General features: G+C 37.6%; 19 protein-coding genes and 1 tRNA gene. 12 read left to right on the plus strand and 8 right to left on the minus strand.

Annotated features, from left to right (window positions below):
- The first annotated feature begins 120 nt into the window (after positions 1-120).
- Positions 121-205, plus strand: a tRNA-Ser gene (locus KO513_RS03335).
- Between the two features lie 113 nt (positions 206-318).
- Here KO513_RS03335 and KO513_RS03340 read toward each other — a convergent pair.
- Both KO513_RS03340 and KO513_RS03345 read right to left on the minus strand, forming a co-directional pair.
- Positions 319-2,154, minus strand: coding sequence for a sulfatase-like hydrolase/transferase (locus tag KO513_RS03340; protein WP_215912285.1), 1,836 nt, complete (start codon positions 2,152-2,154; stop codon positions 319-321).
- Positions 2,155-2,325: 171 nt separating this feature from the next.
- A complete protein-coding gene (locus tag KO513_RS03345; protein WP_215912286.1) occupies positions 2,326-2,721 on the minus strand; it encodes a YchJ family protein in 396 nt (131 codons plus the stop codon).
- A 165-nt stretch (positions 2,722-2,886) separates the two neighbouring features.
- On the opposite strand from KO513_RS03345, the gene KO513_RS03350 reads away from it, so the two are divergent.
- The 5 genes from KO513_RS03350 (at position 2,887) to KO513_RS03365 (ending at position 7,507) form a co-directional block, all read left to right on the plus strand.
- The gene (locus KO513_RS03350) at positions 2,887-3,744 is read left to right on the plus strand and encodes a sugar phosphate isomerase/epimerase family protein (protein WP_215912287.1); all 858 of its coding nucleotides are present in this window, start codon (positions 2,887-2,889) and stop codon (positions 3,742-3,744) included.
- Positions 3,745-3,950: 206 nt separating this feature from the next.
- Positions 3,951-4,802 carry a carboxypeptidase-like regulatory domain-containing protein gene (locus KO513_RS19620; protein ID WP_252735661.1) on the plus strand — a complete coding sequence of 284 codons (852 nt, stop codon included), beginning with the start codon at positions 3,951-3,953 and terminating at the stop codon, positions 4,800-4,802.
- 101 nt (positions 4,803-4,903) lie between these two features.
- Positions 4,904-6,331, plus strand: coding sequence for a TonB-dependent siderophore receptor (locus tag KO513_RS19625; RefSeq protein ID WP_252735662.1), 1,428 nt, complete (start codon positions 4,904-4,906; stop codon positions 6,329-6,331).
- A 187-nt stretch (positions 6,332-6,518) separates the two neighbouring features.
- Positions 6,519-6,878: a pyruvate kinase gene (locus KO513_RS03360; RefSeq protein ID WP_215440530.1), complete on the plus strand. Its 360-nt coding sequence runs from the start codon at positions 6,519-6,521 to the stop codon at positions 6,876-6,878.
- 62 nt (positions 6,879-6,940) lie between these two features.
- Positions 6,941-7,507, plus strand: coding sequence for a TlpA family protein disulfide reductase (locus tag KO513_RS03365; protein ID WP_215440528.1), 567 nt, complete (start codon positions 6,941-6,943; stop codon positions 7,505-7,507).
- Between the two features lie 15 nt (positions 7,508-7,522).
- Here the strand turns inward: KO513_RS03365 and KO513_RS03370 are convergent, their stop codons facing one another.
- Positions 7,523-7,918 (minus strand): DUF983 domain-containing protein, encoded by a 396-nt coding sequence (locus tag KO513_RS03370; RefSeq protein WP_215912288.1) that lies wholly within the window; start codon positions 7,916-7,918, stop codon positions 7,523-7,525.
- Between the two features lie 180 nt (positions 7,919-8,098).
- On the opposite strand from KO513_RS03370, the gene KO513_RS03375 reads away from it, so the two are divergent.
- On the plus strand, positions 8,099-8,971 hold the full coding sequence (locus KO513_RS03375) for an AraC family transcriptional regulator (RefSeq protein WP_215912289.1): 873 nt from the start codon (positions 8,099-8,101) through the stop codon (positions 8,969-8,971).
- A gap of 28 nt (positions 8,972-8,999) precedes the next feature.
- Here the strand turns inward: KO513_RS03375 and KO513_RS03380 are convergent, their stop codons facing one another.
- Both KO513_RS03380 and KO513_RS03385 read right to left on the minus strand, forming a co-directional pair.
- Positions 9,000-9,764, minus strand: a complete 765-nt coding sequence (locus KO513_RS03380) for a TIGR02757 family protein (protein WP_215912290.1) — start codon at positions 9,762-9,764, stop codon at positions 9,000-9,002.
- Positions 9,765-9,789: 25 nt separating this feature from the next.
- A complete protein-coding gene (locus tag KO513_RS03385) occupies positions 9,790-10,482 on the minus strand; it encodes an ABC transporter ATP-binding protein (protein WP_215912291.1) in 693 nt (230 codons plus the stop codon).
- Between the two features lie 174 nt (positions 10,483-10,656).
- Between KO513_RS03385 and folE the strand changes: the two genes are divergently transcribed.
- The 5 genes from folE (at position 10,657) to KO513_RS03410 (ending at position 14,591) form a co-directional block, all read left to right on the plus strand.
- On the plus strand, positions 10,657-11,256 hold the full coding sequence (gene folE / locus KO513_RS03390) for a GTP cyclohydrolase I FolE (protein WP_215440519.1): 600 nt from the start codon (positions 10,657-10,659) through the stop codon (positions 11,254-11,256).
- Between the two features lie 96 nt (positions 11,257-11,352).
- The gene (locus KO513_RS03395; RefSeq protein WP_215912292.1) at positions 11,353-11,658 is read left to right on the plus strand and encodes a hypothetical protein; all 306 of its coding nucleotides are present in this window, start codon (positions 11,353-11,355) and stop codon (positions 11,656-11,658) included.
- A 293-nt stretch (positions 11,659-11,951) separates the two neighbouring features.
- Positions 11,952-13,172, plus strand: coding sequence for a sulfite oxidase (locus KO513_RS03400; protein ID WP_215912293.1), 1,221 nt, complete (start codon positions 11,952-11,954; stop codon positions 13,170-13,172).
- Positions 13,173-13,661 (plus strand): monoheme cytochrome C, encoded by a 489-nt coding sequence (locus tag KO513_RS03405; protein WP_215440515.1) that lies wholly within the window; start codon positions 13,173-13,175, stop codon positions 13,659-13,661.
- 39 nt (positions 13,662-13,700) lie between these two features.
- Positions 13,701-14,591 (plus strand): sterol desaturase family protein, encoded by an 891-nt coding sequence (locus KO513_RS03410; protein WP_215912294.1) that lies wholly within the window; start codon positions 13,701-13,703, stop codon positions 14,589-14,591.
- 37 nt (positions 14,592-14,628) lie between these two features.
- Here the strand turns inward: KO513_RS03410 and KO513_RS03415 are convergent, their stop codons facing one another.
- The 3 genes from KO513_RS03415 to KO513_RS03425 all read right to left on the minus strand — a co-directional run bounded on the left by KO513_RS03415 (position 14,629) and on the right by KO513_RS03425 (position 18,362).
- On the minus strand, positions 14,629-15,186 hold the full coding sequence (locus KO513_RS03415) for a type 1 periplasmic binding fold superfamily protein (RefSeq protein WP_215912295.1): 558 nt from the start codon (positions 15,184-15,186) through the stop codon (positions 14,629-14,631).
- A 27-nt stretch (positions 15,187-15,213) separates the two neighbouring features.
- Positions 15,214-17,607, minus strand: coding sequence for a TonB-dependent receptor (locus KO513_RS03420; RefSeq protein ID WP_215912296.1), 2,394 nt, complete (start codon positions 17,605-17,607; stop codon positions 15,214-15,216).
- 440 nt (positions 17,608-18,047) lie between these two features.
- Positions 18,048-18,362 (minus strand): DUF6787 family protein, encoded by a 315-nt coding sequence (locus KO513_RS03425; RefSeq protein WP_215440508.1) that lies wholly within the window; start codon positions 18,360-18,362, stop codon positions 18,048-18,050.
- Positions 18,363-18,376: the final 14 nt, after the last annotated feature.

Below are 18,376 nucleotides of genomic sequence, written 5' to 3' on the forward strand. Positions count from 1 at the left end.
TTAGGAAAATTGATGTCCATTTTTGATTGTTCAGAATAAAAAATAAAAAAACATTTTACCAACTAGAAAAAGGTTGCTATATTTGCACCCGCATTCAGGGAATACCTGATGAGGCACTCAGGAGAAATGGCAGAGTGGTCGAATGCGGCAGTCTTGAAAACTGTTGAGGGTCACACCTCCGGGGGTTCGAATCCCTCTTTCTCCGCATAAAAAACCCCGTAAACGTGAGTTTACGGGGTTTTCTTTTTTAAGTAGAAAGCTGGTTTTTTGCAAACGTTGGTTTATTGCAAAAGGATTAAGTTGTTGAATACCGGTCATCTACAATTTCGGAATCAACTTTTTGGGTATGTTTAGACGGCGGTCATGTGCTCCTTTTGCAAAGTTGCTTATGTCGTAAGTATTGGCTTTAGACCAATCGCACTCCACACGACCGTCTCCTAATACAATACTTCCTAATTTATTTCTAAACCAGTCAGCCAATTTCCGGTAATCTCCATTCATAGCTATGTTATTCCGCTCCAATGGGTCTACTCTAAGGTCGTACAAAGCAAGTTCGGCTTTTTCGGTAGGGCACTCCAATGCCCATTTTATGTCTTTGTTTAGATCTATTCTGTTCGTTGGTCTAGTTCGCATAGAAAATGAGAAATTTTCACTTCTCATATATGCTCTTGGTCCGGCAACTAAATTAATTTCTCCCACAGTATAATCTCGCTTTTCTTTAGGGTCTTTAATAAAATCAAGAAGGTTTAGTCCATCTAGATAATCGTATTCACTTTTATGAATGTCTATTCCGGCGGTAGAAAGTAGGGTTGGGGCAATATCAACATATTCTATTAATTGTTGACTGATTTTTCCTGCTGGAACCTTGTTTTTGTCAGATGACACCATAATTATGGCTCCATTGGTAGATTGTTTCCAAGGCCCAAATTTGGCCTCTATACCCTGTTCGCCCAACTGCCAACCATGGTCACCTACGGTAAAGACGATTAAGTATTCCTGGCTGTTCTTCTTGCAATATTCTTTAAAGGCTTCAACCGCTTCACCGATCAGGGCATCGCCATAAGCACAAAATGCGTAGTAATCTTGAATGGCCTGCTGCTTTTCGGCATCGGTCATTTGTGACATATTTAAATTTCTATGCAACTGCTTGAGCTGTGGAGTAAATTTTTCGAGCTCATTTTCATCAAATTCAGGCACCTTGTAGGTTTTTTGCCGAAATTCATCACGATAGCTTTTTGGTGGTAAAATTGGGGTATGTGGCAGATGAAATCCTAAATTGACCATAAGGGGTTTCTGATTGTTTGCACCTTTTACTTGTTCCCCATAGCTGGTAATATAATTTGAGTTGCTATTAGAAAGATATTTTTTGAATTCTTCCACAATTTTCGCATCAACCGTTTGTCCGGCAGGCATAGGATTCTGCCCGCCAATAATCAGGTTTTTGTTATACCTAGTGTATGAACGTAAAATGCCAAGCTCCTTTTCTACTGCTTTACGTTTGACAATATCTTCATTGGTAATAGCCCCCTCCTTTTTGGAAAGGTAGTAACGCTCTGTTCTTCCATCTGCAAATTTCACATGCTCCTGCACACCTTGGTACGCTCCTTTACCATTAACCACTTTGTAGGGGCTAACGGTCCAAAGGTCTCCAATTCCATTTTTTTGCAAACTATGTTTAAAGTGCATCACATGATTGTAGTGACCTGCATCCCTAAAACCCTGCCCTGGTCCCCATTTGTAAATGTAGGAACCGGTTTTTCCAAAAACGGCTGTATTGTAACCTTCCTTTTGAAGTGTTTGTGGGAAGGTGGGTTTTACAAAATCTGGGTTTTGATGTGTCTGCTCAAATGCATAATGCCCATTTCTAAATGGATATCTTCCACTAATTATCGAACCTCTAGAAGGGCCGCAAGCGGGGGAATTACAAAAAGCGTTTACGAACATTGTACCCTCCTCTGCTAATTTATCAATGTTGGGCGAGGATACATAGCCCAAAGGGCTTTCACTTTTACCAGTTGTAGCTTGGTTGTACGTTTCAATGGCGTCTGGCCGATGATCTTCCGTTATAATCCATAAGATATTGGGGGCATCTTGTGCTAAAATGCCCGAAGGGAACAGTTGTAAGAATAGAATGCAATAGATGAACTTTTTCATTTTAAAAGAGACAAATTTATTGGTCTTTTAAAATTAGGAGATGTGGTTAGTTTTTGATAGTCTATATTGGTCAAATATGGTGTTGTATAGAAGATGTGTAACTCTGTTTAATGAAAAAACACATGGATTTAAGGTAGGCAGCGCTATGTGAATTTTTAAGCTCTAGAATTACTACGGTTTATGCAAGCCGTCTATATAGGTCCAATGCCCATTTTCTTTTTTAAAATTTGAGTTTTCGTGAATGACTCCCATTTGTCCGTTTTCTATATAATACGCTTTAAACTCTACAGTACCTTCTGTATCGCTATTAGTTCCTTGTGACGTACGTAAGATTTCTAATTTCACCCAGTTAACGGATTTTGCCCAAGCCTCAATCTTACGCTTTTCGGATTTACTGGGACGCGTTAGACTATGGTGACTTTTTTGCAAGTAATCTATATTAGCAAGTACAAAGGCACTATAGCGCGATCGCATAAGGGTTTCGGCAGTGGCCACACTGTTAATATTTGCGTGAGCTTTTTGACAGCAAACACTGTACATTACATTAGGGTTGCAAGGACATTTCATTTGTAGCTTCTTTGAGACTATGGGTTTACCTTTTAGGAGCTAATATAATTAGACTTACATACAATTTCTTAAATTAATTAGGACCTAAAATATTTTAGCATCCCTAGCCATTAAATTTTTGAAGAGATATAGTATATTAGTCGGCTACACAAAACACAAACAATAATGAAAAAAATTAAGTTATTACTTTTTTGTCTTCTTATGGGGGCGACTACGATTATCAATGCTCAAGACACTTATGGAGGCTTGGCTTTATATACCTTAAGGGATGATATGGCCTCAGACGCAAAAACTACGCTTAAGGCCGTAGCGGATGCAGGCTATAAATACATTGAAGCCGCGGGTTATAATGACGGAAAGTTCTATGGAATGCCCCCTGCTGAATTCAAGAGCACTCTTAAAGAAATGGGCTTAAAGCCAATAAGCAGTCATCAATCAACAGTAACTCTTGAGAATGCAGATGCTATGATAGCGGATGTAAAAGCGGTAGGTTTTAAATATTTTGTTATTCCTATCCCTCCAATGGGACTTTTTACTTTTGAAGAAGAAGGTATGAAAATGGGAATGACCGGAGGTGCTGAAAACTTAGCGAACATTCTTGATGAATTAGGTGCTAAATGTAAAAAAGCAGGATTAAAACTTCTTTATCATAACCATGATTTTGAGTTTAAGGCAGATGATGATGGAGTAGTGGTAATCGATTATCTTTTAGAAAATTGTAACCCTAAGTTGGTGAATTTTCAAATGGATTTATTTTGGGTTACAAAAGCGGGAGCAGACCCAGTAGCTTACTTTAAAAAGTATCCAAAACGGTTTAAGATTTGGCATGTTAAAGATATGAACGAGGAGGGGTGGTTTGCACCCGTAGGAACGGGAAGTATTGATTTTGCTCGGATTCTAGCACAAAAGAAACTCTCAGGTATGAAGTACTATATGGTAGAGCAGGATAAAACCTTTAAAATGGAACCTTTGGAGGCTATTAAAGTGAGTCATGAAGGACTAAAAAAGTTTGATTTCAACTAAAACAAATTGAATACATATTATTAACCACGGTCAAATGATCGTGGTTTTTTTATGGTTTAATTGTTAAAATTTAGGTTCTTAAAACTTATAAATCAAGCACTTATTTTTCTTCTATTTAGATTGAGTATAAATAACTTGGTCAAGTATTGATCGTGACTTACATTTGTGTCATCGAAATTATTTATAACAAGTCTAAATAAAATTTAATGAAACCAACACTCTTACTATTTATGTTCAGCTTAGTTTTTGGCTATGCTCAAGAACAACAATATACAATTCAAGGAAAAGTAACTACCGGTGACGGGGACCCCGTTGCTTATGCCCATGTTTCGGTGGTAAAAAGTAAGAATGGTGCCGCTGCAGATGAGAATGGTGTATATAAGATTTCGGGAGTAACATCAGGTACATATGAACTTTATGTAAGTGCAGTGGGCTTTAAACCGCTTAAAAAACAAGTAACTATTACTAATAGTAACGTAACCTTGAATTTTATTGTCCGTATGGATTCCGAATTGGATGAAGTAGAAGTATTCGGTTCGCGATACGAGCATCCGGATAAAATAGAGGCTTTAACGCGATTACCTTTGGCGACCTATGATCAGATACAGAGTATATCCGTAATCTCTGAAAAAGTAATTGAAAACCAAGGTAACTTAACAATTGCCGACGCTACCAAGAATGTTCCCGGTGTATATTCTTTTGCTACTTATGGAAATCGCAGTGAAAGTATGTCTTCTCGTGGATTTAGAGGAATTCCCATTCTTAAAAATGGCGTGCGTGTACACTCAGATTTTAGAGGGCAAGGTATTTTAACCGATATGCAAGGTGTAGATAATATTCAAGTTTTAAAGGGTGCGGCTTCCATTACTCAAGGTGTAGCTACAGATTTGGGTAGCCCAGGTGGGGTTATTAATATCGTAACCAAAACCCCAAAATACCAATATGGAGGTTCGGCTTCTTTACGTGGCGGTAGTTTTGGGCAAGTAAGGCCTACTTTTGATGTTTACGGACCTTTGAACGATAAAAAAACACGGCATTCCGTATTAACGGTGCTTTAGAAAGGTCAGATAGTTACCGTGCTAGTGTTTCATCCCAACGTTTCTATATCAACCCCTCTTTTGAATGGCGAATTGATGAGGGTACGAGCCTAACCCTTGAAATGGATTACTTTGATGATAGTAGAACTCCGGATCCAGGTACTGTTAACCTAAGTGCAGATGACACCAATTCTATCTATGATTTACCGCATGAACAGTTTTTGGGTTATAAAGAGGATAAATACCTTACTCAGAATACTACATATTCCGCACGATTCAAAAAGAAGATTAATGACAAGTTAAGTGTAAATGCAGCATATTTTGCTTCTAAGTTAGATCTTGATGTTAAGAATGCCAGTATTGGCGGTGTTGTTAATGATGCTGATGGAAATCCTGTTTATAACCTAAGAAAAAGAGGTTATGCTACCTCTACAAGAGACGATAAGAACAGTGTTTTACAAATTGACCTTATTGGAGACGAAGTAAAAACAGGAGGCATCAGTCATACTTTTCAGGTAGGAATGGATTATAGAAAAACAACATTTAGCACATTCAGTAACAGTGCGGCCGTGGTAGATACTCTAGATGTTTTTGGCACTATTTCAAATAGCACGCCAGATAATATTGAGTTGACAGGTGATGCAATAGGAGGCTCGGAGTCTAGGTCTATTGGCTTTGTGGCTCAAGATGTAATTACTTTTAACTCCTGGTTAAAGTCCTTTTTAGGATTCCGTTACAGTACCACGGAAACCAGCACAGCGGCAGAAATTACAGATAGCGACGCCTTTAACCCACTCGGGGGTATTATCATTTCTCCTTTGGAAAACGTGAACGTTTTTGCTTCGTATACCAACAGTTCATACCCAAGAAATGGAACTAGGTTAAGCGCAGACGGAAGCGAGCTTGGTAATGAGCGCTACGATCAATTGGAAGCAGGAATAAAAACCAACTGGTTAGATAGTAGATTACGTTTTAATCTTACATATTTTAAAATTAACAATAAAGATATGAACCTTCCGGTGTACGATGAAAACTGGGTGGCTACAGGTTTTTACGAAAAAGGAGGTAACGATCAACGCCAAGGGGTTGAAGTAGAACTTACGGGTCGTATTCTTGATAATTTTGAAGTCATTACGGGATATTCCTATATTGATGCGCAATATAAGGAACACACGTCTTATGTTTACGGTTCAGCGCCTTTAAACACGCCTAAACACACCTTCAACGTTTATGGAAACTACTCCTTCAAAAACAATTTAAAAGGGCTTTCGGTAGGAGCCGGAGCATACTATACGGGAGAACGTCCTATAAACAACTGGAGTGCTGGGCCTGTTACGCATGAGGGAATTGTTCCTCGTCAAGAGCCTTTTGATGTTGAAGCATATACGCTTGTAAATGCACAGGTAGCTTATGAATTTAACCAAAATTGGGGTGTTCGTGTGTTGTTGAATAATATTTTTGATGAAATTGGTTACAACGCGTATCGTACCCGTTTCATCAACCAAACGGATCCTAGAAGTTTTTACGGAATGGTCACTTATAAATTCTAGGTTTAAAAGTTTTAAGTAAATGTTTTTTTTAGGATGTTGATGCTATTGTGTCAACATCCTTTATTTTTTCTGTGGATGATTAGTAGTCAACCTTCTATCTGCTACAAACAAGATTTGTTGATAATTTCTGACATTCTAATTCTTTGAAAACCATTTGAAGCCATTAATTTTACTTGCTTTTTAGACCATGGAAGAACTTAAAGTAGGCGACAAACTATATAACACTAAGCAAGAAGGTTTTAACGATTTTGTGCGATATTCCTTTTCGGAAGTCGTTAAGCTCACTAAAACTTTAGCCGTTTTAAGGAATGGCGTAAAGCTGATTAATCGACCAAAAATATCGTACATAACCGAGAGCATTGGTTATTCGGTCAATCGTCAAAAAGGGGTACATTGGCACTTGGTTTCCATTGAGGCCATACGAAAGGCACAAATAGAAAATGAGAAAATAGCAGCTCACGATTGGTTTGAGAACAAGGAATTTTCGCTAAAGGAAAAACAGTGGATTTATAGGCAGTTCAAAAAGTTGAACGAATCCAATCAATAATAATAGCCATAGTTTAAATTAGTGTCCGCAGGATTTCATTTTTCCCTTCAAAAGTAGTTCAAATGAAAAAAAGAAAATTAAGTTTTGGTGATGTTCTGCTACTGGTTTTTTTATTGCTATTGCTTATTCCGCAGACTAGAAAGCCCATCCAAGTTGCATTGAACCAAATTAAATTACAGTTTTTTTCTCCATCTGTATTAGAAAACGAAGACAGGAAAGTTATACAGCCTTTTAACTACTCGGTAAGAACTTTGAATGGAAAGAATATTACTTTGGGTATAGGAAAAAATAAAGTAACCTTTATAAGTTATTGGGCAACTTGGTGTCCGCCTTGCATTGCGGAAATGCCCAGTATTCAAAAGTTGTATAATGATTATGGAGATAAGGTCAACTTTATACTGTTAACTAACGAAGAGCCGGAGGTTATAACAAAATTTCTACATAAGAAGGAATTCAATTTACCTGTGTATATTCCCAAAATGAGTGCTCCAGAAGCGCTTTTTGAAAAAAGCATACCTACTAATTATATCATTGATAAAGAGGGTACTATAGTGGTTAAAGAAACAGGCTCAACTGACTGGAATTCTAAGAACACTAGGGAGATACTGGAAAATTTACTTCTTAAATAGCGTCTGTCCTAACTCTTAAGCCCTTTGCTTAGTTTTTAAGTGTACGTCGTAATGCATGAAAAAATTAATCCAGATATTTCTGGATAAACGTAGTATTATGGGTAGAACCAATATCATTTCTATTACGATAACAAAAAAGGTGTTCAGTAGACTCATATCAAAGATAATGAAGCAAAGAAACAAGGCTACGCTGGCAAAAATGAGACCCACAGGATAACTAACATACATAGCTCCATAAAAAAATGAAGGTTCTATTTTGTATTTGGTATGACAATGGCTGCAACGCTCCTTCATTTTTAGAGTTTTGGATATTTTATAAGGATTGGCTTCCAGATACATGCTTTCATTTTGACAAACAGGACAGGTTCCCGTAAATATGCTATACACTTTAGTGCCTTTTAAAAGTTCCATATGCTCTTTCTTAATTTATTTGTAATTAGTTTAAAAGGGTTTCGTTGCACTTTTAAAACCTTATAATTGTCACTTGTGATAGAGATTGTTCTGTCACCGCACAAATTTAAAGACTTCGCCATGTTATATCCATGCTAAATTATCGCAGGTTTTTGTATTTTTAGGACATAATTAAGTCTTATGCAAATTGTACCGGTATTACATATAGAGCAATTCAAAGAAGAAAATGCTTTGGTTGAGTTTTATAGTAATGATTTGTCCAAGCATTTAGAAACAAACAGAAAAATTGTGCACAGGCCACATAAGCACGACTTTTTTCTTTGTGTATTGTTTGAAAAGGGAAATGGCACCCATGAAATAGATTTCAGTTCGTATCCTATAAATGATGGAAGTTTGTTTTTCCTTAAACCGGGACAAACCCATAGTTGGTCATTCAATGCTCCGCCGCAAGGTTATATTTTCTTTCATACCCAATCATTTTTTGAATTAAGTGTTGCTGATGTAAAGTTGAATCAATTTCCATTCTATTACTCCTATAAGAATCCTCCGCATCTAAATTTATCAACTTCGGAACAGGGAAAAATAGCAACTAGGTTGAAGGAAATTAATGTAGAATACCAAGGTAATGGGGTTTACAAAAAGCAAAAGCTGGTCAGTCTTATCAATCTGACTTACATAGATTTGAGTAGGTTGTACGCTTTTGATGTCTCTGAAAATACACTTTCGTCTACCTATTTAAAAATCCTTTCAGATTTGGAACATACTATTGAACGCTATTATAAAACTGAAAAAAAAGCACATTTTTATGCGGATAAGCTGAATATTACAACGAAACATTTAAACCGCGTAACACAAACAACCCTAGGAAAAACTACTACTGAACTGATAACGGAACGTATTCTTTTAGAAGCAAAACGACTTATTGTACACTCAGAAAATCCCTTGTCCCGAGTTGCGGAATCATTGGGTTACGAAGATTACGCCTATTTTTCAAGGGTATTTAAGGCAAAAAACCAAACCACCCCTTTAGAGTTTAAGAAACGCTATTTATAGGGAGTTTAAGTTTGATAAAAAGAGAAGCCTAAAACTTCTCAAAAACGCCAAGGCCAAATAAGGCAAAATCATATTTTACCGGGTCGTTGGGGTCTAGTTTGCGTAAATTTTTATCCAGTTCGGCCAGTGCCTTTGCGTCGTTTTGTTTTCTAGTAAGTAATTTTAATTTTCTACCTACATTTCCGGAATGCACATCCAAAGGGCAGGATAATTGACTGGGAGAAATTCGCTCCCAGATACCAAAATCTACTGAAGTAGCGTTGGAACGTACCATCCATCGCAAGAACATATTTATACGCTTTGCAGCAGAACCTTTTAAAGGATCACTTACATGCTTTTGCGTGCGTGATGGGTGGGAAAGCTCAAAAAAAACTTTTTTAAAGGCCGATATAGCAAGTTGCATAGATTGCTCTTGGGCATGCTTTGCAAAAACAGCTTCCAATCCACCATGGTTAACATAAATATTTTGCAAGCTTCGTATAAAATAGCTTAAATCTTCACCATTAAATGTCCGGTGTACGAAGGTCGAGAGCTCTTCATTGTTATCCTCAGTATACTCCAAAACGTAATCATAGGGTGAGTTGCCCAGGAGGTCCATTAACTTATTGGCGTTGTTAATGATACTCTTTCTGTTGCCCCAAGCAATGGTTGCCGTAAGAAAAGCACTGATTTCAATATCTTCTTTTCGGGAAAATTTATGAGGAATCTGAATCGGGTCGGTTTCCAAGAATTTTGGGTGTTCATATTCCAATACCTTGGCGTCTAAAAACTGCTTTAGTTCTGTGCGATTCATCAAATATGGATTGAAAGATAAATTCTTAGTGTTCCAAAGTATCAATAACTACTTCTTTGTTAACTATAAGACCGTCTACCATGGCCAGTTTACGGTCTGCCATATCGGCCAATTGCTCGTTGTGGGTAACGATTACAAAGGTCTGTCCAAATTCATCCCGAAGCTCAAAAAACAATTTATGAAGGTTATCCGCACTTTCGGAATCTAAATTTCCACTGGGCTCATCGGCAAAAATAATTGATGGGTCATTTACAAGGGCCCTGGCTACGGCCACACGTTGTTGTTCTCCACCGGAAAGTTCACTGGGCTTATGATTGTAACGGGCAGAAAGTCCTAAAAAATCCAATAATTTTTTAGCCTTTGTTTCAGCTTGGGCCTTTGGTGTTTTTTTAATAAAAGCAGGAATACATACATTTTCCAGAGCTGTAAATTCCGGTAGTAGTTGATGAAACTGAAAAATAAAACCAATATGTTCATTTCTGAACTTGGCCAAGTTTTTATCGGACAATTGCGTTACTTCGGTATCATTTATCAAAAGACTACTATCGGATGGGTTGGATTGCACATCTAACGTTCCCAAAATTTGCAGTAAAGTGGTTTTCCCCGCTCCGGAAGCACCCACTATTGAAATGACCTCGCCTTTTTTAATATGAAGATCAACACCTTTAAGTACCTCCAAATCACCGTAAAATTTTTTAATATTATTGGCTTTGATCATATATCGAATCTTGTTCAGGAAATTTATGAATCGTAAAAGTAATGAAAATTGATGTTTACGAACCGATAGTAGGAAAAACCATTTTCTGGTCCAAAAAGATTAAATTGGCGGTTTGGTACAGAAAACCGTACTTTTGTTCACTATTTTTACCATTACAATAAACAAGATAGCTTTATGGCACCCTATAGAAATTTAGAAGAGTACAATTTGGAAATTACCACAGAGGTAAAAGACCGGTTTTCAAAAATTATTGATGGAATAGGGGAGGACGTTACTCGCGAAGGGTTGGTAAAAACACCTGAGAGAGCGGCCAAGGCTATGCTCTTTCTTACACAGGGCTATCAGCAAGATGCGGTAGAGATACTTAAAGGAGCCATGTTCAAGGAAGATTATGATGATATGGTTATCATAAAGGATATTGAACTGTATTCGCTTTGTGAACATCATATGTTGCCGTTTTTTGGAAAAGCCCACGTAGCTTATATTCCCAATGGTCATATTGTGGGGTTAAGTAAAATTCCACGTGTGGTAGATGTTTTTGCTCGTCGTTTACAGGTGCAGGAGCGTTTAACACATGATATTTTGGAATGTATCAATAATACGTTAAAACCAAAAGGTGTTGCTGTGGTCATTGAGGCATCTCACATGTGCATGATGATGCGTGGGGTTCAAAAGCAGAATTCGGTTACAACAACTTCTGGATTTAGGGGGCAGTTTGAGAAACAGGAAACTAGGAATGAATTCCTTAAGTTAATCAGTTCGGACCTATCGTAAGAGGCTTCTTTTTATCGGCTTCTGCAAAACGGTACTTTTGGATTGTTTTTTTGGCATTCTTATTGCTTTTGATAGTATGAATAAATACTTTTCATTATGTCAAAAACTAAAGACGATAAATATAAAAAACTACTTCTAGGTTTACTTTTTGATGGAATTGGCATGCTTTCTTTTGCTATTCCGTTTGTAGGTGAATTTTCGGATATTGTGTGGGCACCACTGGCCGGTTGGCTTATGATCCGCATGTATAAGGGCAAAATTGGGCAGGGCGCTGGACTTATTACTTTTTTGGAGGAAATTGTGCCTGGATTAGATGTAATACCCACCTTTACTTTAATGTGGTTGTATACCTATGTTTTTAAAAAATCCAGTGAAACGGAAACCATAGAGGTAAATGTTTAATTTATCTTAAAAGATAAATAAGGGCCTTGATTCTACGGAACAAGAATGGTCTTAAAAATCTATAGAATTAGTAGGGATTTTCTACAAATCTCATTTCTAGCAGTTTAAGTTGCAGGGCCACGACTATGCTGGGAAACCCTTTGTTTAAAGGGCTTAGCCTTACTTCTTAATTTTGTTTAAGCTTTATTGTAAATTCACCAACCAAACCCTTAAAAAAAAATTAAATTCATAAAATAGCATAGAGGAGTACATCAAATATCTCTAACTTTGGTTTAAACCCAGACCAAAATTTTATGCAAAGAAGAAAGTTTATTGGAAAAGCTGCACTTGCCTCTCTGGCCAGTATTGTAGGAGCTGATATTGTTTATGGCTCCAAAATGTCAGCTAATTATATTCCGTTAGCTCTACAAGATCCCGATCCATTTAAATTGTTTAATAAGGATAAGGAAATGGTTGTCTTAAATGACAAGCCATGGAATATGGAGGCCCAAGCTCATTTATTGGATGATAAGGTTACGCCCAACAAATACATTTTTGTTCGTAACAACGGACTCATACCGGAAGAAATAGATGTAAAAAACTGGACGCTTACTATAGATGGTGAATCCGTTAAACAAAAAAAGACCTATACTTTAGAAGAGCTTAAATCAAAGTTTAAACAACATACCTACCAGTTAACGTTGGAATGTGGTGGCAACGGCAGAAGTGAGTTTGATCCACCTGCAAAAGGAAACCAGTGGACGGTTGGTGCGGTATATTGTGCAACTTGGACAGGGATACGACTTAGGGATGTTCTAGAAGATGTGGGAATAAAGGATGATGCCGTTTATTTTGGTTACCACGCGGCAGATATTCATTTGAGTAGGGACCCTTCTAAAGAACCTATATCCAGGGGAGCTCCAATGGCAAAAGCGCTTCAAGATGAAACGATATTGGCGTTTAAGATGAACGGAGAGGATATTCCTTTGGCACATGGTTATCCGCTTCGTGTAATTGCTGGTGGCTGGCCTGCTTCGGTATCCGGTAAGTGGTTGCAACGCATAAGTATTAGAAATATAGTGCACGACGGCACTAAAATGACGGGTACTGCCTACAGGGTGCCTTGTAAACCTGTAGCTCCTGGAGAAAAAGTGGCCGACGAAGATATGTGCATTATAGAGTCTATGCCGGTAAAATCCCTTATTACTTATCCAAAATCCGGAGCAAAGATTCCCAAAGGAAAAAAATTAAACATTAGAGGACACGCTTGGGCAGGTGAGTTGGAAGTAGTTAAAATGGAGTATTCCATAGATTTTGGTTCCACTTGGAAAACCTGTAAACTAGAAAAGCCTGTAAATCGCTTGGCATGGCAGCATTTTTCTGCAGAAGTAGACTTTCCTCAAGAAGGTTATTACGAGGTTTGGGCAAAGGCCACGGATTCCAACGGGTTTGCTCAGCCTATGTTATTGCCCGGCTGGAACCCTAAAGGATATTTAAACAATGCATGTCATAGGATAGCCGTAAAAATTGCATAGATGAAAAAGGAAAATCACGACAAACTGAAGCATGAGTTTCGGGGGTTCTACAGAATACTGGTCCTTTCCTGTGTAATCGTAGCTCTTTTTTCCGTAGCCATGGTTTACCTAATGGTAGACCCTAATTTAACTTCTTTTAAAAGTAAAAAAACGGATACGGAACTGGTTGCTGTGCCAGTTGATGATGATGACTATGATAAAGTAGAAAATGGGATTCACGTACGTACCGGTTTTATTGATGCTCCAGGGATGATGGAAACCGTTCAAAACTGCACCAATTGTCATTCCGCTAAATTGGTTATGCAGAACCGTATGAACAAAGAAAGGTGGAAGACTACCATAAAATGGATGCAAGAAACCCAAAACCTTTGGGATTTGGGAGCGAACGAAGATGTCATTATTGACTATCTCGTTACCAATTATCCTCCAAAGAAGAAGGGTAGAAGGGAAGTTCTGACCGATATTGATTGGTATGAGTTGAAAGATTAAATACTTTCTACCGACCAATGTCTGGCAAGCCAAAGAGTAATGGAAAAATACTTTGATGCATTTGTAAATTCCTTTATGGGTACATTAAGTTGGACCCATAAATCCATAGTGTTTGAAGTTCCTTGGTATACCAATTATTTTTATGGAATAATTCTACTTTCACTAATAGTATGGTTTTTGGAAATAGCGTTCCCGTGGCGTAAAAATCAAGCTATTTTTAGAAAAGATTTTTGGTTGGATGCGTTCTATATATTTTTTAATTTTTTCTTGTTCACAATTGCTATAAGTGGATTTTATAAGTGTTTGGAATTGTTGTTTTTAGAGTTTAATGTTGCAATACATTCTTTAGCTCTTATAAACCTATCGGAATGGCCATCTATTTTACAATTGTTCGTGTTTTTTGTACTCTTGGATTTTGTACAGTGGTTTACCCATATGTTACTTCATAGGTATGCGTTTTTATGGGAGTTTCATAAAGTGCACCACAGTGTAAAGGAAATGGGTTTTGCCGCGCACATGCGATACCATTGGATGGAAAATATTTTTTACAAACCGCTAAAAACATTTGCTGTAATGGTTTTAGGAGGATTTGAGCCTGAGCAGGCTTATATTGTCCATTTTTTCGCAATTGCCATTGGTCATTTAAATCATGCCAACATCAAATTAACTTGGGGACCATTAAAATATATTTTCAACAATCCTGTAATGCATTTGTACCATCATGCCTATGAGCTTCCTGAAGACAGAAAGAACGGGGTAAATTATGGTATTAGTCTCAGTATGTGGGATTACCTTTTTAAAACCGACTATATTCCTGAAGATAGCGGTCTTGTTCCACTGGGGTATGAAGGTGATACTAAAATGTCTAAAACCTTTCTAGGGCAAATGGTTCATGGTTTTAGGTATCAAAAGAAAAAGCCTTTAGATTGATTGATCTAAAGGCTTTTTTTCTTTTGATAAAAGTGTCTTACTCTACCGTTAGAGTAAAGGTTTGTGCAATATCAGTTTCCCCACCAGCATCGGCCAAAGTACCATCGTTTGGTTTTTTAGGCTCGTGACGCAATGTAATCTGTAAGGTTCCCTCGCCGGCATCACCAGTCATTAGGGTAAAGGAAAGACCAAGTGGGTTTCCATCTTCGTCAGTATCTCCATATGAAGTTGATGTAATAGATCCATCTACATCAAAGAAAAACTGATGCTCATCTGCCTCTTCATTTACTTCAGCGGTAATATCCTCTGCAGGTGTTTCCGTTTCGTTCAATAATTCTATCGTACCGGTGTAAGTGGAGTTTGCCATTAGATTATCCACTGTAATTACTGGAGGGTTTGGGCCGTCTCCGTCTAAATCTTGAGATTGAAGTGAAGCAGTGTCTCCACCTTCACTTGAAAGGGCCACCTTTATTGTGGTAATTACCTCTTCTTCATCTACGGCATCCGGGTTGTTGTCATCACTAGAACATGATGTCATTACTGATGCCATTAAGCTTAGTGCTAGAACTGTTTTTAATACGTTGTTACTTTTCATAGTTGTTACTTTTTGGTTTAAATTATATTAATAGTTGAAAATTAGGCGCAGGCTTATGTTTCTACCCATATCGTCCACAAAATACCGTTGGCGATTTAAGTAATCACGATACTTGGTATTCAACAGGTTGGCGGCACTTAAGCCTACGGTTAAATCGTTTGGGTTTTTAAGAGTAAAAGATACCTCTGTATTTAAAGACAGTAGATGATAAGCATTTGGAGGGGTGTTTATATCTAAAACCACATTTTCTTGTTGTTGTGGTGAAAACACCTCTATGTTAGGTGGGAACCTGGTTTGCTCAAATACAAATTGGCTCTCTAAGCTCACCAAAAAATTGTTCCATTTAGGATCTGTATAGCTAATACTGTTAGTGAAATTGGCAGCAGGTATGTTTATTAGTGGGATGTCCTTTTCTTTATCCGTACCCTTTACCCAGGCAAATTTATGGTCCGTTCTTATATGGGACGACCAATTGTTGTATAAGAACGCATCAATTCCTACCAATACGGCATTGGTTTGCCGATAACTCCATACAGGGAATGCTCCTCTAATTGTGAATTCAACCCCTGTAGGCTCTAATAATATAAAATCACTAATGCTATTCAAGTAAGGTGCTAAAGTGTATCCCCATTTATCCGTGTTTCTTTCCAAAGAGGCTGAGAGCTTGGATGATGTTTCACTTTTGATTCTAAGGTCGCCAAGTTCTATACGAGCAGCGGAATGATGCAAGCCATCACTAAATAGTTCGGATGGGTTAGGAGCTCTTTGTGAAAAAACGTAATTAAACCGTAAATGGTCTTTTTGGTTAATTTCATAGTGAAAACCTGCCGTACCCGAAAAATTATGATAATCAAATACCGGATTGGTAAGCAACTGGGTTCCTAGATCTTCTAGGACTATATCGGCAAAATCTAAATCATAACTTCTTTCTTGCCAACGAGATTCCCTATAGAATTTTTTTGCATCAATCCGACTAAAATCGTAGCGCGCTCCCGCATCTAAGGTCCAATCGGTATTTAGTTCATAGCTTCCAATGGCAAATAATCCAAAATCATATTTATCATAATCAGGAATCAATCTTCTAACTCCGGTATCCGGATTTGCAAAATTGGATTGAAACCTTCCCATGACCCCAACTTTTACATCTAAGCCTTGTTTTGCATCCAACTTTAAGTTGGATAAAACAGAATGTGTGGTTAGTTGGAGGTCTAACGAAGCTTTGTCCGCATCGTCTCCTACGCGAATGTCATACTCAAATCTTCTGTTTTTTTGAAAATCATATTGAACGGTCCATTTTCCAAAACCTTCAAACCTTCTATAGTAATTTAGTTTTGCCAAATGATGGCTTACCTCTTGGTTGGGGTGGATTATATTATAAGTGAAATCGTTTACAATACTGGGTGTCTGGCTATTTATGGATAATATTAAATCATCTACATTGCCAATATGGGAAGCTCTTAAGATTCCTATTTCAGAATTAAAATAGGAGTAATATCCTTCCCAACCCTGCACAAAATCTCGTTTTCCAATGTTAAGAGAGAATCCACTTTCCCTTATGCCTGTATTGGATAAAAGGTAGTCCGGAGCTTCTAAGTCTCCCAGTTTTTTGTAAGAGCCCTGTGCTTTTATGTAGAGACCGGATTCAAAAGACTTTGTAATGGATGATGTGATATTACCGCCACGACCATTGGAGAAAAGGTTCAGTTGTGTTTTTCCAAATAAAGAATCGGTTCTAATAATGGGTAAGGGTTCTAAAACAATAACCCCACCAATGGCATCACCACCATACTCAATGGCGGCCGCACCTTTAATTACACTGATGTTCTGGTTTGCGTTTACATCTACATTGGGAGCATGTTCTTCTCCCCATTCCATATCTTGCATTCTAACGTTGTTGTTCAGAATCAAGATTCTACTACCATTTAACCCCTGTATAACGGGTTTAACAATGTTGCCACCGGTATTTAAGGTAGATACCCCGGAAATCTTTTTTAGGGCATCACCTAAACTATTACCACTGTTACGTTCAACATCCTTTTGAGAAAGGGTGTTTTCTTGACCGGAGTTTGTGTTTTTTGGTACATTGCCTACTACTTTTACTTCCTTTAGCTCCTCTAAATGATGTTCAAGTCTAATCTCTGAATAGGTATCGCCACTTACGGTAACCACATGAAATTTTGTGGTACATTCTGGATGAGATATTTCCAATTCCAACACACCATCGCAGAGATTTCTAAAGCTGAACTTTCCGTTCTCTCCGGATACAGTGGAAACGTTTTTTCCAGTGATAGAAATAGTTGCGCCACTCAGCGGACTGTTGTCATGGAAATCAACTATTTCTCCTAGTAATATTGAATTGCAATCTTGCGCGTAAATAATTGAACTGCAAAAGATTGCAAAAACAAATAAATAATACTTCATATATAAGTTTTGCACGAAAAAGATATCGATTCAGACTATAAATCGATTTATTTTTAAAGGATGTGGCGTTCTAATTTTGACAAGGAGGAGGCCTGCCAAAACGTGTATACGGAACGTAAAATGAAGAAGTCTTAGAAGAAACTAAAGACGAAATTTTTTTATCTGTATGAATGATGAGAGGTAAAAGAATCAGTACCAAGAAAGTGGGGGCGAAAGTGAATTCAGAATTTTGATTCTGAATGGCCACATCGCAAATACTACAGTTTTCTATAGTATCGGCCGGGTCATCTTGGTGAACGTAGACGTGAAAAGAAGTAACCTTAACAAGTATAAGGCTAAACAATACAAATACAGAGAAATATTTAAATATTGAACTCTTCACGGCGCAAAAATACTAAAAGAAGTAGAACTGAGTGTTAAATAAGACCTAACAAAACCATTTAAAATAGAAAACCAAGCCCAATTCTCTTAAGCATCTTTTTTTCAAAGGCCCAAAAGAACTTAAATTGCCCGAACAACCAGCCATAAATTACCAATAACACTTGATAAAAGGGGAAAATAAGTAAAATTCGTAAAATCCAATAAAGTGTGCTTCCCCACCAAGAATCGGAGAAATTTGCTTGATGTAAGCCAATTAAATTCAAAAAAGGTTTTGCTACATATACGGAAGAAGAGCCGGTAATGGCGAAAACGATAAAGATGATAATCAACTGAAAATTGCTGGTAACGTCCCAGCGCTCTTTTAATTTCTGCATGGTAATTATTGAAT

Source organism: Zobellia sp. B3R18 (assembly GCF_018860715.1).
GTDB lineage: Bacteria > Bacteroidota > Bacteroidia > Flavobacteriales > Flavobacteriaceae > Zobellia > Zobellia russellii.

What these genes read in the sequence shown, in the direction of transcription:
- KO513_RS03340 (WP_215912285.1), bottom strand. Translation starts at nt 2,154, where the DNA reads ATGAAAAAGTTCATCTATTGCATTCTATTCTTACAACTGTTCCCTTCG.
- KO513_RS03345 (WP_215912286.1), bottom strand. Translation starts at nt 2,721, where the DNA reads ATGAAATGTCCTTGCAACCCTAATGTAATGTACAGTGTTTGCTGTCAA.
- KO513_RS03350 (WP_215912287.1), top strand. Translation starts at nt 2,887, where the DNA reads ATGAAAAAAATTAAGTTATTACTTTTTTGTCTTCTTATGGGGGCGACT.
- KO513_RS19620 (WP_252735661.1), top strand. Translation starts at nt 3,951, where the DNA reads ATGAAACCAACACTCTTACTATTTATGTTCAGCTTAGTTTTTGGCTAT.
- KO513_RS19625 (WP_252735662.1), top strand. Translation starts at nt 4,904, where the DNA reads ATGGATTACTTTGATGATAGTAGAACTCCGGATCCAGGTACTGTTAAC.
- KO513_RS03360 (WP_215440530.1), top strand. Translation starts at nt 6,519, where the DNA reads ATGGAAGAACTTAAAGTAGGCGACAAACTATATAACACTAAGCAAGAA.
- KO513_RS03365 (WP_215440528.1), top strand. Translation starts at nt 6,941, where the DNA reads ATGAAAAAAAGAAAATTAAGTTTTGGTGATGTTCTGCTACTGGTTTTT.
- KO513_RS03370 (WP_215912288.1), bottom strand. Translation starts at nt 7,918, where the DNA reads ATGGAACTTTTAAAAGGCACTAAAGTGTATAGCATATTTACGGGAACC.
- KO513_RS03375 (WP_215912289.1), top strand. Translation starts at nt 8,099, where the DNA reads ATGCAAATTGTACCGGTATTACATATAGAGCAATTCAAAGAAGAAAAT.
- KO513_RS03380 (WP_215912290.1), bottom strand. Translation starts at nt 9,764, where the DNA reads ATGAATCGCACAGAACTAAAGCAGTTTTTAGACGCCAAGGTATTGGAA.
- KO513_RS03385 (WP_215912291.1), bottom strand. Translation starts at nt 10,482, where the DNA reads ATGATCAAAGCCAATAATATTAAAAAATTTTACGGTGATTTGGAGGTA.
- folE (WP_215440519.1), top strand. Translation starts at nt 10,657, where the DNA reads ATGGCACCCTATAGAAATTTAGAAGAGTACAATTTGGAAATTACCACA.
- KO513_RS03395 (WP_215912292.1), top strand. Translation starts at nt 11,353, where the DNA reads ATGTCAAAAACTAAAGACGATAAATATAAAAAACTACTTCTAGGTTTA.
- KO513_RS03400 (WP_215912293.1), top strand. Translation starts at nt 11,952, where the DNA reads ATGCAAAGAAGAAAGTTTATTGGAAAAGCTGCACTTGCCTCTCTGGCC.
- KO513_RS03405 (WP_215440515.1), top strand. Translation starts at nt 13,173, where the DNA reads ATGAAAAAGGAAAATCACGACAAACTGAAGCATGAGTTTCGGGGGTTC.
- KO513_RS03410 (WP_215912294.1), top strand. Translation starts at nt 13,701, where the DNA reads ATGGAAAAATACTTTGATGCATTTGTAAATTCCTTTATGGGTACATTA.
- KO513_RS03415 (WP_215912295.1), bottom strand. Translation starts at nt 15,186, where the DNA reads ATGAAAAGTAACAACGTATTAAAAACAGTTCTAGCACTAAGCTTAATG.
- KO513_RS03420 (WP_215912296.1), bottom strand. Translation starts at nt 17,607, where the DNA reads ATGAAGTATTATTTATTTGTTTTTGCAATCTTTTGCAGTTCAATTATT.
- KO513_RS03425 (WP_215440508.1), bottom strand. Translation starts at nt 18,362, where the DNA reads ATGCAGAAATTAAAAGAGCGCTGGGACGTTACCAGCAATTTTCAGTTG.